The organism is Microlunatus panaciterrae, assembly GCF_016907535.1.
GTDB classification, from domain to species: Bacteria; Actinomycetota; Actinomycetes; order Propionibacteriales; family Propionibacteriaceae; genus Microlunatus; species Microlunatus panaciterrae.
This window is the reverse complement of sequence record NZ_JAFBCF010000001.1, coordinates 1,010,114-1,022,876: the sequence shown is the minus strand read 5'-3', so window position 1 is coordinate 1,022,876 and position 12,763 is coordinate 1,010,114. Positions and strand designations below refer to the sequence as shown.

16 protein-coding genes are annotated in these 12,763 nt (G+C 68.7%); 6 read left to right on the top strand and 10 right to left on the bottom strand.

What is annotated here, in order from left to right:
- Nucleotides 1–18: 18 nt before the first annotated feature.
- On the bottom strand, nt 19–702 hold the full coding sequence (locus JOE57_RS04565; protein WP_204916607.1) for a spermidine synthase family protein: 684 nt from the start codon (nt 700–702) through the stop codon (nt 19–21).
- A gap of 386 nt (nt 703–1,088) precedes the next feature.
- Here JOE57_RS04565 and JOE57_RS04560 point away from each other — a divergent pair, with 386 nt between their 5' ends.
- Nucleotides 1,089–1,640, top strand: coding sequence for a DUF4245 domain-containing protein (locus JOE57_RS04560; protein WP_338041149.1), 552 nt, complete (start codon nt 1,089–1,091; stop codon nt 1,638–1,640).
- A 9-nt stretch (nt 1,641–1,649) separates the two neighbouring features.
- Here JOE57_RS04560 and JOE57_RS04555 read toward each other — a convergent pair whose 3' ends face one another.
- On the bottom strand, nt 1,650–1,928 hold the full coding sequence (locus JOE57_RS04555; RefSeq protein ID WP_204916606.1) for a hypothetical protein: 279 nt from the start codon (nt 1,926–1,928) through the stop codon (nt 1,650–1,652).
- A gap of 85 nt (nt 1,929–2,013) precedes the next feature.
- On the opposite strand from JOE57_RS04555, the gene JOE57_RS04550 reads away from it, so the two are divergent.
- A complete protein-coding gene (locus JOE57_RS04550; RefSeq protein ID WP_204916605.1) occupies nt 2,014–2,997 on the top strand; it encodes a helix-turn-helix domain-containing protein in 984 nt (327 codons plus the stop codon).
- Here JOE57_RS04550 and JOE57_RS04545 read toward each other — a convergent pair.
- The 4 genes from JOE57_RS04545 to JOE57_RS04530 form a co-directional block, all read right to left on the bottom strand.
- Nucleotides 2,994–3,233 carry an exodeoxyribonuclease VII small subunit gene (locus JOE57_RS04545; protein WP_204916604.1) on the bottom strand — a complete coding sequence of 80 codons (240 nt, stop codon included), beginning with the start codon at nt 3,231–3,233 and terminating at the stop codon, nt 2,994–2,996. The two genes, JOE57_RS04550 and JOE57_RS04545, sit on opposite strands and share 4 nt — an antisense overlap.
- 11 nt (nt 3,234–3,244) lie before the next feature.
- Complete coding sequence (xseA, locus tag JOE57_RS04540) at nt 3,245–4,465, bottom strand: exodeoxyribonuclease VII large subunit (protein WP_204916603.1); 1,221 nt, start codon at nt 4,463–4,465, stop codon at nt 3,245–3,247.
- Between the two features lie 58 nt (nt 4,466–4,523).
- Nucleotides 4,524–6,083 carry a DEAD/DEAH box helicase gene (locus JOE57_RS04535; RefSeq protein ID WP_338041148.1) on the bottom strand — a complete coding sequence of 520 codons (1,560 nt, stop codon included), beginning with the start codon at nt 6,081–6,083 and terminating at the stop codon, nt 4,524–4,526.
- A gap of 266 nt (nt 6,084–6,349) precedes the next feature.
- Entirely contained in the window at nt 6,350–7,012 is a 663-nt protein-coding gene (locus JOE57_RS04530; protein WP_204916601.1) for a TetR/AcrR family transcriptional regulator, read from the bottom strand.
- 60 nt (nt 7,013–7,072) lie between these two features.
- Here JOE57_RS04530 and JOE57_RS04525 point away from each other — a divergent pair, with 60 nt between their 5' ends.
- Genes JOE57_RS04525 through JOE57_RS04510 form a run of 4 tightly spaced genes read left to right on the top strand, consistent with a single transcriptional unit; the run spans nt 7,073 to nt 10,144 of the window.
- Nucleotides 7,073–7,399, top strand: a complete 327-nt coding sequence (locus JOE57_RS04525; protein WP_204916600.1) for a hypothetical protein — start codon at nt 7,073–7,075, stop codon at nt 7,397–7,399.
- A gap of 24 nt (nt 7,400–7,423) precedes the next feature.
- Nucleotides 7,424–8,425, top strand: a complete 1,002-nt coding sequence (locus JOE57_RS04520) for a 4-hydroxy-3-methylbut-2-enyl diphosphate reductase (protein ID WP_420827666.1) — start codon at nt 7,424–7,426, stop codon at nt 8,423–8,425.
- A 54-nt stretch (nt 8,426–8,479) separates the two neighbouring features.
- Complete coding sequence (locus tag JOE57_RS04515; RefSeq protein WP_204916599.1) at nt 8,480–9,355, top strand: EamA family transporter; 876 nt, start codon at nt 8,480–8,482, stop codon at nt 9,353–9,355.
- Between the two features lie 36 nt (nt 9,356–9,391).
- A complete protein-coding gene (locus tag JOE57_RS04510; RefSeq protein WP_204916598.1) occupies nt 9,392–10,144 on the top strand; it encodes a DUF427 domain-containing protein in 753 nt (250 codons plus the stop codon).
- 49 nt (nt 10,145–10,193) lie between these two features.
- Here the strand turns inward: JOE57_RS04510 and JOE57_RS04505 are convergent, their stop codons facing one another.
- The 4 genes from JOE57_RS04505 to JOE57_RS04490 form a co-directional block, all read right to left on the bottom strand.
- On the bottom strand, nt 10,194–11,753 hold the full coding sequence (locus JOE57_RS04505; protein ID WP_204916597.1) for a DNA recombination protein RmuC: 1,560 nt from the start codon (nt 11,751–11,753) through the stop codon (nt 10,194–10,196).
- Nucleotides 11,754–11,877: 124 nt separating this feature from the next.
- Entirely contained in the window at nt 11,878–12,096 is a 219-nt protein-coding gene (locus JOE57_RS04500) for an SRPBCC family protein (RefSeq protein ID WP_204916596.1), read from the bottom strand.
- A complete protein-coding gene (locus JOE57_RS04495; protein ID WP_204916595.1) occupies nt 12,069–12,413 on the bottom strand; it encodes an SRPBCC family protein in 345 nt (114 codons plus the stop codon). Before JOE57_RS04495 ends, JOE57_RS04500 begins: the two co-directional genes overlap by 28 nt.
- Nucleotides 12,403–12,738 carry a metalloregulator ArsR/SmtB family transcription factor gene (locus tag JOE57_RS04490; RefSeq protein ID WP_204916594.1) on the bottom strand — a complete coding sequence of 112 codons (336 nt, stop codon included), beginning with the start codon at nt 12,736–12,738 and terminating at the stop codon, nt 12,403–12,405. Before JOE57_RS04490 ends, JOE57_RS04495 begins: the two co-directional genes overlap by 11 nt.
- Between the last annotated feature and the right edge of the window lie 25 nt (nt 12,739–12,763).

Here is a 12,763-nt window from a genome sequence, read left to right as displayed (position 1 = left end):
CGTCGGCACGATGCGGGGTCAGCCCGGTCGGCGGATCGTATAGATCGCGTAGCTGAACCTCCGGTCGCCGCGGCGCACCTCCATCAGTCGTTCCGCGGCGGTGGGGGAGATCTCCTTCAGCAGGTCCAGCAGCGCCGGTGCGCTGCCCTGGCACCAGATGGCCAAGAGGCCGGAGGGCGCCAGTCGTGCGTAGGCGCAAGCCAGCATCTCGGCCGTGTACAGCCGGGCGTTGTCTGCGTGGATCAGGAAGTCGGGGCCGTTGTCGACGTCCAAGAGGATCGCATCCCAGGGCCCATGGTCAGCCTGGCCAGCGTTGGTGAGGACGCTGTGGATGTCCGCCGTGTCTATCCGCACCCGCGGGTCGGCGGCGACCAAGGCCAGCTCGGGAGTCAGACCGCGCCGGGCCCAGTCGACCAGAGCGGCTTCGATCTCCACGACATCCACGACCGTCACCTGCTGCTGCAGCACCTCCGCGGCGGTGAAGCCGAGCCCGAGGCCACCGATGAGCACGCGGCCGCCGGAAGTCGGCTGCTCGAAGATGATCCGGGCCAGTTCCCTCTCGGTCTCGGTCTCGGTGCTGTCCATCGCGAAGGCGCCGTTCACGATCAGCTCGTACACCGGAGCATCGGCGCGGCCGCGCCGGCGGAGGACGATGTCGCCACGCGGCCCGTCGGCGCGGGCGAGGGTTACCGGCTCGTCCATTCCCCTATGGTGGCTCAGCCCGCGCAGGGCCGAGCGCGCAGGTGCTCCGCGGCGTCTGACAGGAATCGACCATTCGTTGCATGGCGACGAGGCGGCCCCCGCCGTACAGCCGTGAACCTTCGTCGACGAGTGGTCGATTCCTGTCACGACTCCGCCCCTACCCCCGGTGAGGGGGAGGGCTCCCGCCGCCAGCGAGGCCAAACCCAACCGCCGCGGGCCCCACTGAGCCAGGGAAACTGTCACTGAGCGAGGCAAATTTCCCTCGCCGAGTGACAGTTTCCCAAGTCGACTTGGGAAACCGACACACCCGCCCCCGGCCCCCAACAACGGGGTGGGGGAGCGGCCGCGGCCGCGGACGGTTTGCCGTCATCTGTGAAGATGGAGGGGTGGCTGGAGTGAAGCGAGCGTCGTCTGCGGGGGACATGGTCCGTTCGCTGGCAGTCATCCTCATCCCGCTGCTGTTGATCACGCTGTTCTTCACCCGCAACCCGGGCGATCATCCGGTCGAGGTGGTCGACTGGCAACCGGTGCTGGCCCAGGCCCGCGATGAGGCGCCGTATCCGGTGCTCGCGCCGGTCAACCTGCCGCCGGACTGGCGCGCGGTGCGAGCGAGCTGGACCCGGACCGGCGCCGCGGATCCCGCCGGAAATCCGTCACCGAGAAACCGGTGGCAGCTAGGCTTCCTCGACCCGCAGGACGTCTACGTCGGCGTCTACCAGGGTGATGCCCAGGTCGAGGCCTTCGTCGCCGAGGTCACCAGGAAGGGCGCTCTCGACGGCACCAGCACCGTCGGTGATGACACCTGGGCGCGTCGGGTGAGCTCGGACGATCGCACCAGGGCTCTGGTCCTGCAGAACAGCAAGGTCACCTCGATCGTCGTCGGTGACGTCTCGTACGCGGCTCTCGAGGCCTTCGCAGCGACACTGCGCACCGGCTGAGGGCTTCGCCTAGATCGCCAATCGGTTGGAACGCGGGCCGTCGAGTCGGCGTGAGCGGTGCATCGGCACGGCTGAGCCGGCGCTGGCGAGCATTCGGGCAGTGCGTCGGATTCGGCCGTCTGCGCGCTGCTCGACCTGGCGGAGCTCCTCGACCATGCGCGCGCGGTCTGTGTCGGAGTGGAGGTCTTCGCCCGGACGGGGCGTCAGCGGACCGCGACGGCGGTGCGCGGGTTCGAGGGCCAGCAGCAGCAACGCAGCCAGGGCCAGAAGGATGAGTGATCCAGTCATGGCACTAATCCTGCGCTAGCAACATTATCGCCACAATTGGCATCCATGCCGTTGTACAAAGGATTTCTGCCACTACCATGGGCTCATGGCGCTCAAGACGATCGGCATTGTCCTGGTGGAGCCGGTGGCCGTCTTCGAGTTCGGGGTCGCCACCGAGATCTTCGGGCTCGACCGCACCGACGACGGTGTCCCGGCGTTCGAGTTCCGGGTCTGTACGGTCGACCCGCAGACACCGTTGCGGACCAAGACGACCACCGCACTGACGATCACGGCGACGCACGGACTGGACGGCCTGGTCGGCTGCGACCTGGTGATCGTCTCCGCCACTGTGCCGCGGGCTGACCAGGACTACCCGCCGGAGGTCTTGGCTGCGCTGCGGGCAGCGCATCGCCAGGGTGCCACCCTGCTGAGCGTGTGCTCGGGCGCCTTCATGCTGGCGGCAGCCGGGTTGCTGGACGGTCGTCGCTGCACGACGCATTGGATGTACGCGGAGACGTTCGCCGAGCGATATCCGGAGGCTCTCCTCGACGCCCGCGCTCTGTATGTGGATGACGGCGACATCATCACCAGCGCCGGCACCGCGGCCGGGATCGACGCATGTCTGCACCTGGTCCGCCGGGAGCTGGGCACCGCCGTGGTCACCAGGATCGCCCGTCGGATGGTGGTTCCCCCGCAGCGAGACGGTGGCCAGCAGCAGTTCATCCAGATGCCGGTGCCCGAGTGCACGGCGGACTCGCTGGCGCCACTGCTCAGCTGGATGCTGGCCAACCTCGACCGGGAGCATACGGCCGCCTCGCTGGCCAGGCAGGCGGTGATGAGCGAACGCACCTTCGCGCGGCGGTTCGCCGCCGAGACCGGCACGACTCCGCACAAGTGGCTGATCGGGCAGCGGGTGCTGCAGGCGCGCAGCCTGCTGGAGGAGACCGACCTGAGCATCGAGCAGATCTCCGAGCGGGTGGGTTTCAACTCGGCGGTGGTCCTGCGCGAGCATTTCAGACGTCAGATCGGGCTGTCGCCGGCCGACTACCGGCGCCGGTTCGTGGCACCGGCGCGCAACGTGGCCAGCTAGGCCTCCGGGTCGGCCGCCGGCTGCCGACGGGCCGCCTCGATCTTCGCCTTCGCACCATCCAGCCACTGTTGGCAGATGGCTGCCAGCTTCTCACCTCGTTCCCACAGGGCGAGGGACTCCTCCAACGGCGCGCCGCCGGACTCGAGTCTCTGTACGACCATGATCAGCTCCTCGCGGGCCTGCTCATAGGTCAGCTCCTCATCGGAACGGCCGGAGTCGGTTGCCTGGGTACTCATCACGGTGTGCCTCACTGTCCGGGCCGGCGCTCCCGCACGGCCAGGACCAACTGGCCGTCGGCGAGGTGCGCCAACAGATCATCATCTTCGTCCACGTCGTCGACCGAGGCGACCGCATGACCTTCGCCGTCGACCAAGATCGAATAGCCGCGCTCCAGGGTCGCCTTCGGCGACATCGCCCGGACCCGGGCCAGCGTATGCTCGACGGTGCTCTGCTCGTGACGGATCCGGGCGTCCAGGGCGCGGTCGGCACGATGGCGCAGCCCCTCGAGCTGCTCATAACGCAGGCCGAAGCTGGCCGTCGGCTCCAACAGCACCGGCCGGGAGCGGATCGCATCGAGCCTGTCCTGCTGGGTCCGGACGATGTTGATCATGGCCTGCCTGACCCGGGCTACGGACTGCCGCACCCGATCAGCCTCCTCGGCCACGTCGGGGACGACATGCTTGGCCGCGTCCGTGGGTGTCGAGGCACGGAAGTCAGCCACCAGATCGAGGATGGGATTGTCCGTCTCATGTCCGATGGCACTGACCACCGGGGTTCGGCAGCTGTGTACGGCCCGGATCAGCCCCTCGTCGGAGAAGGGCAGCAGATCCTCGAGGGATCCGCCACCGCGGGCGATCACGATGACCTCGATCGCCGGGTCGGCGTCCAGCTGCCGCAGCGCGGCGATCACCTGCTCACAGGCCTGAGGCCCCTGGACCAGGGTATGTCTGGTCTCGATCCGGACTGCCGGCCAGCGGCGCCGAGCGTTCTCCAGGACGTCCCGCTCGGCGGCGCTGTTGGCGCCGGTGATCAGCCCGACCGCCCGCGGCAGGAACGGAAGGCGCTTCTTCAGCGCGGGGTTGAACAGGCCCTCGGCCTGCAGCATCCGCTTGGTCTGCTCCAGCCGGGCCAGCAGCTGCCCCTCGCCGACCGGCTTGATGGCGTCGCAGTAGAAGGACAGCCGACCAGACGTCTCGTAGTAGGACGGCTTCAGTCGGGCCACCACCGTCGCGCCCTCGGTCAGCGGTCCGGCGCTGTCCAGGGTGGTGGGCGACACCGTCACGCTGACCGACACGTTGGCGATCTTGTCCCGCATCGTCAAGAAGATGGTCTTGCTGGCCGAGCGCCGGTTGATCTCGATCAGCTGGCCCTCGACCCAGATCGCATTCAGCCGGTCGATCCAGCCCTTGACGGCATGGGTCACCGCCCGCAGCGGCTGCGGATGCTCCGGTGACGACTCCAAGGCCATGACGCGACCCTAAACGGTGGCACGGACAAGCGCGAACCTGAACCGCGTCAGCTGTGGATTACCGGCTGCGGCGTTGCGCGGAGAAGCCGGCCGCGCCGCCGGACCGCGAGCCTGAGCCCTGACCCGCCGTGCGCCGTGCTCCCGAACCGCGCTTGACTCCCTGGCCGGCCGAGCCGCCGCCCTGCTGCCCTCCGCCGCGCTGGCCCCCGCCACGCTGCTGCCCGCCGCCGCCCGAGCGACTTCGACCGGATCCGCCTTGGCGCGAACCTCCGGCCTCGCCGCGCGGCCCCGAGCCGCCCGCGACGACAGCGACCGGCGTGACGTACTCAGCTGCCGGGCCGGCCACTTCCGTGATCATGGCGTGCCCCGGGGTGATGTCGTGCAGGGCCGGCTTGATCGCGGCCTGACGCATCAGCTGGCGTACGTCACCGACCTGACCGGGCGTCCCCACCGTGACCACGATGCCCTCGGCGCCTGCCCGGGCGGTGCGGCCCGAGCGGTGCAGGTAGGCCTTGTGCTCAGCGGGCGGGTCCACATGGACGACGAGCGAGATGTCGTCAACGTGGATTCCGCGGGCGGCGATGTCGGTGGCAACGAGCACTCGGACCGAACCCTCGCCGAAGGCGGCCAGGTTGCGCTGACGCGCCCCCTGGGACAGGTTCCCGTGCAGGTCGACTGCCGGCACTCCCGCCGAGGTGAGCTGCTTGGCGAGCTTCTTCGCTCCATGCTTGGTGCGGGTGAAGGCCAACGTACGGCCCTGACCGGACACCAGCTCCTTGACCACGGTCATCTTGTTCTCGGTGCTGACGTTGAAGACGTGGTGCGTCATCTGCTGCACCTCGGAGGCGGCGCTGTCGACCGAGTGGGTGACCGGGTCGGTCAGGTAGCGCTTGACCAGCACGTCGACGCCGCGGTCGAGCGTTGCGGAGAACAACAGCCGCTGGGCGTTCTTCGGCGTGGCGTCGAGGATCCGCTTGACGGCCGGCAGGAAGCCGAGATCGGCCATATGGTCCGCCTCGTCCAGTACGGTCACCTCGACCAGATCGAGCTGGAGGTGCCGCTGCTGGATCAGGTCTTCCAGCCGTCCGGGGGTGGCGATCGCGATATCGACGCCACGGCGAAGCGCGGAGACCTGCGGCCCCTGGCCCACGCCGCCGAAGATCGTCATGGTCTTGAGACCCATCGTTGCGGCCAGTGGATCGAGGCTGAGCTGCACCTGGGTGGCGAGTTCACGGGTGGGCACCAGCACCAGGGCCCGGACCGAGCCGGGGCGGCGCGTGCGGCCGGAGGCTGCCAGCGCGGCCACGGTGGGAATGGCGAACGCGATGGTCTTGCCGCTGCCGGTGCGGCCGCGGCCGAGGACATCACGGCCGGCGAGCGAGTCCGGCAGGGTGGCGGACTGGATCGGGAACGGTGCGCTGATGTCGCGCGCCGCGAGTGCGGCCGCGACAGGGGCGGGCACGCCGAGCTCGATGAAGCTGCGATCCAGGTCGATCGGCGTCGGCTGCACCGAAACTGCGTCGAGTCGCGGGCTCTGTCCGGCCTCGTCGCGCGGAGTGTGGTCGCGGGGGGTGTCGTTGCGGGACTGGTCGCTCTGGGAGCGGGTGTTCTGTCGCACGTTCCTGGACCGTCGGGTCCGGTTCGGGGCAGGGGAGGTTGAGGCAGTGTTTTGCTGGGGCACGAAGATCCTTCGAAACATCGATTTGGCCGCAATTGCAGGACCACTCACGTGTTAAGGAGAGTTGAAAGCGCCGATCACGGCGCAGAAGCAGACGACCTTGGCGCGCACAGTGGCGCTTGTCTGTTCCTTAGTCTAGCGGTTCGTCGCGCCCAGACCTAAGCGGCTCGGTGCGCGCGGCCGCTCCGAACGCGAAACCGCCCCACTCAGGCCAGCAGCAGCCGGACCCAGGCGTCGGCCAGCCAGCTGCCGTACCGTGCCGGGCTCCAGCCGCGTCCCTTCACCAGCAGCAGGTAGTACTCAACCGCATTCAGGCTCCAGATGATGTCCGCCACCTCCGCATCCGAGAGGTCTGCGCGCAGCTCGCCCGTCGCGCGCAGCTCCCCGGCGAGCTCGAGCATGTTACGGGCCCGACGCTGCGAGATCTCGTCCCACAGGGCCGCACAGTCCCTGTCGACGGAGGCGGCCTGGCTCAGCACCTCGAAGATGGGCGCCATCCGCTGGTGGATCGTGGGCAGCGCTGTGGCGTAGATCGTCAGCTTGTCCGCCGCCTGGGTCGCGGCCTTGACCTCGCGCACGTAGGGCCGCTGGTCGGCGGGAACGGCCCGATCCTCGCCGGACAGCGAAGTCTCGACCAGTTCCCGCAGCAGTGCCGGCTTGCGCCCGACAGAGGTGTAGACCGTGTCGACCGAGACCCCCGCCGTGTCTGCGATCTGGGCGACGGTGCAGGGGCCGTACCCGTGCCTGACGAACTCCGTCCGGGCAGCGGCCAGGATCGCCCGTCGGGTGGCGGCCGCCTGCTGGGCTCGTCGCGGTGCCCGGTAGGGCCGTCGAGTCGCTGGGCTTGATCTCTTGACTTCGTCGTCCATCGGAGCCAACATTACCATATTCATCCGAAAGTAGTTCGGATCAATATCGGGGAGGTCACCATGTACGCCTTTACACAGGATGTGCCGATCGACGAGACGCTCTATGCGCGGATCATCGAGAATCTCGGCCCAGAGCCGCTTGCAGGCCTGCTGTCGCACCTGTGCGTACGGCGACCGGACGGCGGGCTGCGCTACATCGATGTCTGGACCGACGTCGAGTCGTGTCAGCGCGCGTTCGAGGAGCGCATCCATCCGGCAGTGGACGCCGCGTTCGGCGACCGGCGTCCGGCAACCGAGCCGACCGTGCACCCGCTGGAGGTGCTGCACGCCTCTGGGCTCTGGCAGGCAACGAATGAGGTGCCGATCGCTGCGACGAGTCAGCGCTGATCGGGGCGGCCTAGACTGGGCGCCATGACTTCACAGCCCGACACGTCGATGGCGCCCCAGTCCGAGCAGGCCCGGAGGGTCGTCGTAGCCGCTCCCCGGGGGTACTGCGCGGGAGTCGACCGGGCCGTGATCACGGTCGAGAAGGCGTTGGACACCTATGGTCCGCCGGTCTACGTGCGCAAGCAGATCGTGCACAACCGACACGTGGTCGAAAACCTGGAGCAGCGGGGTGCCATCTTCGTCGAGGAGCTGGCCGAGGTGCCCGCCGGTGCAACAGTCGTGTTCTCGGCTCACGGCGTGTCACCGGCGGTCCACTCCGAGGCATCGGACCGCGGCTTGAAGACGATCGACGCGACCTGCCCACTGGTGACCAAGGTCCACCACGAGGCCAAGCGCTTCGCCCGCGACGATCTGGACATCCTGCTCATCGGTCATGCCGGTCACGAGGAGGTCGAGGGAACCACCGGCGAGGCGCCCTCCCACATCACCCTGGTGCAGTCACCCGACGACGTCGCCGACGTGGAGGTCCGCGACCCGGCGAAGGTGGCCTGGCTGAGCCAGACCACACTCAGCGTTGACGAGACGTTGGAGACGGTCGGCAAGCTGCGGGAGAAGTTCCCGCTGTTGATGGATCCGCCGAGCGACGACATCTGCTACGCCACCCAGAACCGGCAGCTGGCCGTCAAGCAGATCGCGGCGCACTCGGACCTGGTGATCGTGGTCGGCTCCTCCAACTCCTCCAACTCCGTCCGGCTGGTGGAGGTGGCACTGGAAGCCGGGGCCAAGGCGGCCTATCGGGTGGACAACGCGGGCGAGGTGGCCGACAGCTGGCTGGACGGCGTCCATAGTGTCGGCGTCACGAGCGGCGCCTCGGTGCCCGACGATCTGGTGCAGGGTGTGCTGGAGCTGCTGGTGAGCAAGGGGTTCCCAGCCGCGGTGGAGGAACGGTTGACGGAAGAGTCGCTGGTGTTCGCCCTGCCGCCTGAGCTGCGCAAGGATCTCCGCTCCGGAGCAGCAAGCGACTGAGCCGCCTGCGGACCACCCGTCGCGCGCGGGTGCCCGCCCAGGTCCTCACCGGCGATGACCGCCCTTCCTCTGCTGCTGGTGCTGACGGCGGCCTTCGCCCATGCCGCCTGGAACCTCGCCTCAAAGCGGGCCGGCGCCTCCGGCATCCGCTTCGTCTGGCTCGCCTGCCTGGGCGGATCGCTGCTGCTGACCCCGTTCGCCGTCACCGCCCTGGCGGCGCAGCGGGCCGAGCTGATGCCCTGGTTGGCGTGCGGAGCTGTCAGCGGGCTGGTCCACACGGCCTACTTCAGTACGCTCCAGCGGGGCTACGCCCACGGGGACATCTCCGTCGTGTATCCGCTGGCACGGGGGACCGGGCCGATGCTCAGCGTGGTCTTCGCCATGCTCCTGCTGCACGAGCGCCCCGGTTGGCTAGGAATGGCGGGGGCGGCGGCCGTGGTCGCCGGGGTAGTGGTGATCGCCCTCTCCGCCCGGGTTGGGGCGACGCCTCCGGACGGGCTGCGGCGGCCGCTGTCCGGTGCCGTCTTCGGGCTGGTGACGGGCGTACTGATCGCCACCTACACGCTGTGGGACGCTCACGCGGTCACGGCGGTCGGCGTCGCTCCGCTGACGATGATGTGGATGTCCTCCACGGGGCAGGTGGTGCTCTTGGCGCCGTTGGTGCTCCGGGACCCCGCGCGGCTGGAATCGGTCTGGCGCCGTTACCGGAGGGAGGTCGTCACCGTCGCGGTTCTGTCCCCGTTGGCCTACATCCTGGTGTTGTATGCGGTCCAGCGCGCTCCGGTGTCGCTGGTCGCGCCGATCCGGGAGATGAGCGTGGTGATCGTCAGTCTTGCCGGATCGCTGCTCTTCGCTGAGCCCGCCTTCCGCCGCCGGTTGGTCGGAGCGGTTGTGGTGCTGCTCGGGGTGACCCTCCTTGCGCTGTCTTGAACCGGTCCGCATCGGCCCCTCGCGCTACGATCAACCATGGAGCTACCCGCGCCCTTCGTCGAGCCGACCCAGCGTCGCATCAGGGTGCGGCTCGGCGACGAACTGATTGCTGACAGCCTTCGCGCACAGCTGCTGGTCCGGTTCGGCCCCGGGCAGCTACCGACGTACTTCATCCCGCTGGACGACGTCCGACCGGGCGCCCTGCTGGACGAGAAGTCGACCGGCGGTCATCGGAGCTGGACCGTGGTCGCGGGCCGCAGCCGCGCCGAGCGTGCGGCCTGGACACATGAGGACCCGACCGGCGACATGGCCACGTTGGCCGATCATGTGACCTTCTCCTGGCGCCAGCTGGCCTGGTACGAGGAGGACGAACGGGTGCTGGTGCACGCGCGTGACCCGCACAAACGAGTCGATACCCTGCGCAGCTCACGACACGTCCAGGTCTATGTGGGTGACGAACTGGTCGCCGACAGCATCCGCCCGCTGCTGCTGTTCGAGACCAATCTCCCGACCCGGTACTACCTGCCCTTCGCCGACGTGCGCACAAGTCTGCTCGAGGCCAGCGACCTGGTCACCAGCTGCCCATACAAGGGCCAGGCCCGGTACTGGTCGTTGCGTGTCGGAGACTCGTTCCTGCCGGCCGTCGCCTGGAGCTATCCCGATCCGATCACCGAATGCCCGAAGATCCGTGACCTCCTCTGCTTCTTCAACGAGCGAGTGCGCCTGGTGGTCGACGGGGTCACCTTGGAACCGCCGGACACTCCCTGGTCCGTGGCGAGTCGGGCGTAAGGCCCGGCTGGTCCTGGTCCACGACCGCGGTCGACTCGCTGAGCCATTATCAGGAGCCGGTCCTGCGGTCACCTGGCGCTCGAGCAGCACCGTCCCCGGACTCCTCGATCAGTTCCAGCAGGTCCGGCTCTCCACGGACCAGCTCTGCCTGCTCCGGTGGGGAGGTCGCCGAACGCCCACGCCTCGGCCGACGGCCGACCAGCGGCTCCACCTGCACAGCGTCGTCGACGAGCTCCTGGGCCTGGATCTGGCGGACCGCGCCGTCGACCGGCGACAGGGCCTCCAGTTCGACCTCGCTGACCTTCAGGTCGCGGAACTTGCGGGCGCGGACCAGGACGGTGCCCTCCACGGTCGCGATCGTCTCGTTGTAGGCGTTCACCGAGCTGCGGAGCGCCCGCCCCAGCTTGTCGAACCGGTTGCCCATCAGCCCGAGCTTCTCGTGCAGCTCGCGGCCGAGCTTGAAGACCTCAGCCGCGCTCTCTGCGAGTGCTGCCTGTCGCCAGCCATAGGCGATCGAGCGCAACATACCGATCAGGGTGGTCGGCGTAGCCAGGATCACGTCCTTGCGGGCGGCGTAGTCGTACAGGTCGGGCATCTGGTCCAGGGCGGTGGCGAAGAACGCCTCGCTGGGCAGGAACAGCACCACGAACTCGGGAGTCTCGGCGGCCTTCCAGTACTGCTTGGAGGACAGCTGGTCCACATGCGTCTTGACGTTCTTGGCGTACTTGGCCAGAAACTCTCCCTTGGCCCGCTCGTCCTCGGTCTCGGCCGCGTCCAGGAAGGCGCTCAACGGCACCTTGGAGTCGACGAAGACGTGCTTGCCCTCGGCAAGATGGACCCGCATATCCGGGCGCATCGTCCGGTCGTCGGCCCGGCTGGTGTGCTGGAGGTCGAAGTCGCAGCGCTCGATCATGCCGGAGATCTCGGCGACCCGCTTCAGCTGGACCTCGCCCCAGGCACCGCGGATCTGAGGCTTGCGCAGCGCCGTCACCAGCGCGTTGGTCTCCCGGCGGAGGGTCTCGCCGGTCTGCCGGACCGACTGCACCTGCGCCCTCAGGTCGGTCGACATCTGGATCCGCTCCTTCTCGACGTCGACCAGTCGGGTGTTGAACCGCTCCAGGCTCTCCCGCACCGGCAGCATCAACTGCTCGGTCGCCTTCAGCCGGGCCTCGGCGTTGGCGTCCGCCTGCTTGCCCTGCCGTTCGATGGTCTCCGCCGACAGCACCTTGAACTGGTTGAGCATGGCCTCCCGGTCGGCGGCGATCTCCTCGGCCCGGCGGATGGCGGCGTCGCGCTCGGCCACCGCCTTGGCCACGTCGGCGGCGACAGTGGCGGCCTCGGCCTGCGCGGCCGACGCCTCGGCCCGAGCCTCGAAGACCTCGCCGCGGGCCTGGGCGGCCTCGGTCCTCGCGTGCGCCGCCTCGGCCCGGGACTGGGCGACCAGTGTCTGGGCGTTGGCCAGCTCGGTCCTCGCCTGAGCGAGGTAGTTGTCGTCCTTCGCCGACCGCGTCTCGCTCCGGGCCCGCAGGATGAGCCAGCCCGCCGCAGCACCCAGGCAGACCCCGAGCACGAGTCCGGCGATCAGTGCGACAACGGCGAATCCATCCATGCCTCGATCTTGCCTGGGCGGACTGACAGAACGGTGGAGGCCGCACCGGCCTGCCCCCGGTCAATCCCGACGCGGGGCTGCCGAGGTGGACTCGGTGCCGACCAGCACAAGGCGCGTTCGCGGTCTAGCGTCGGCTGTCGAGGTTCGTCTGGTACTCGTCGCGCAGCTGCTGCCAGCCATGGTCGAGAGCGGCTCGGCCGATGATGGGACCCACCTGTCGGCCACCCAGCAGCTCTTCTGCGACGGCCAGACAGAGGTGCCAGCCGGCAGCAGTCGAGGCGGCGTCGTCGGGCTGGGCGACGGTGTGCTGCAGCGTCAGCTCGGTGCCGGTGGGTACCGCCACCAGCTCCCACCGGGCAGGTCGGGCCCGAAGCGGTGTTCGAGCACGGTAGGCGGCAGCGAGAGACTGACGTCCCCGACCAGCTCAGTACGGTGCTCTCCGTCCACCATGAACAGGGTGGCCGGTCCTATCCTCGCCAGATTGCGATCAGCCGTGTACGGGGCCCAGAGCGCGAGCTGAGCGGGGTCGGTCAGGGCGTCCCAGAGCCGTCGCGGGACGTGCGCGAACGACCGAGTGAAGGTCAACGTCCAGCGTTCACCTTGCGGGCACCGACTGATCCGAAGCAGGGGACCGAGATCGAAGGTGCCGTCAGCGCTCATCGCGGGACTCCTCGTCGAGGTTGGGTGTGTCCAGACGGGTGGTCAGTGCATCGAAGCTGGTGGACCACAGTCGTTGGTAGGGGAGCACCCAGTCGGCCAGCTCCAGCAACGGCCCCTGGTTGAGGCTGTAGATCCGGCGCTGCGCCTCGGCCCGACTGGAGACGAAACCGTGCTGTCGCAGCACGCGTAGGTGTTTGGACACCGTCGGTTGGGGCAGGTTCAACCGCTGCACCAGCTCGCTGACGCTGGCCGGACCGGCACGCAGCTGGTCCAGAATGTCGCGGCGGCGTGGCTCGGCCACCACGGCGAAGACATCCACGCTCACCCCCCCAATATGCTGTCAGACGTAT

Bases quoted from the DNA above. Each gene is read 5' to 3' on its own strand.
- JOE57_RS04565 (WP_204916607.1), bottom strand. From the start codon at position 702: ATGGACGAGCCGGTAACCCTCGCCCGCGCCGACGGGCCGCGTGGCGAC.
- JOE57_RS04555 (WP_204916606.1), bottom strand. From the start codon at position 1,928: ATGACTGGATCACTCATCCTTCTGGCCCTGGCTGCGTTGCTGCTGCTG.
- JOE57_RS04550 (WP_204916605.1), top strand. From the start codon at position 2,014: ATGGCGCTCAAGACGATCGGCATTGTCCTGGTGGAGCCGGTGGCCGTC.
- JOE57_RS04545 (WP_204916604.1), bottom strand. From the start codon at position 3,233: ATGAGTACCCAGGCAACCGACTCCGGCCGTTCCGATGAGGAGCTGACC.
- xseA (WP_204916603.1), bottom strand. From the start codon at position 4,465: ATGGCCTTGGAGTCGTCACCGGAGCATCCGCAGCCGCTGCGGGCGGTG.
- JOE57_RS04530 (WP_204916601.1), bottom strand. From the start codon at position 7,012: ATGGACGACGAAGTCAAGAGATCAAGCCCAGCGACTCGACGGCCCTAC.
- JOE57_RS04525 (WP_204916600.1), top strand. From the start codon at position 7,073: ATGTACGCCTTTACACAGGATGTGCCGATCGACGAGACGCTCTATGCG.
- JOE57_RS04520 (WP_420827666.1), top strand. From the start codon at position 7,424: ATGACTTCACAGCCCGACACGTCGATGGCGCCCCAGTCCGAGCAGGCC.
- JOE57_RS04515 (WP_204916599.1), top strand. From the start codon at position 8,480: ATGACCGCCCTTCCTCTGCTGCTGGTGCTGACGGCGGCCTTCGCCCAT.
- JOE57_RS04510 (WP_204916598.1), top strand. From the start codon at position 9,392: ATGGAGCTACCCGCGCCCTTCGTCGAGCCGACCCAGCGTCGCATCAGG.
- JOE57_RS04505 (WP_204916597.1), bottom strand. From the start codon at position 11,753: ATGGATGGATTCGCCGTTGTCGCACTGATCGCCGGACTCGTGCTCGGG.
- JOE57_RS04495 (WP_204916595.1), bottom strand. From the start codon at position 12,413: ATGAGCGCTGACGGCACCTTCGATCTCGGTCCCCTGCTTCGGATCAGT.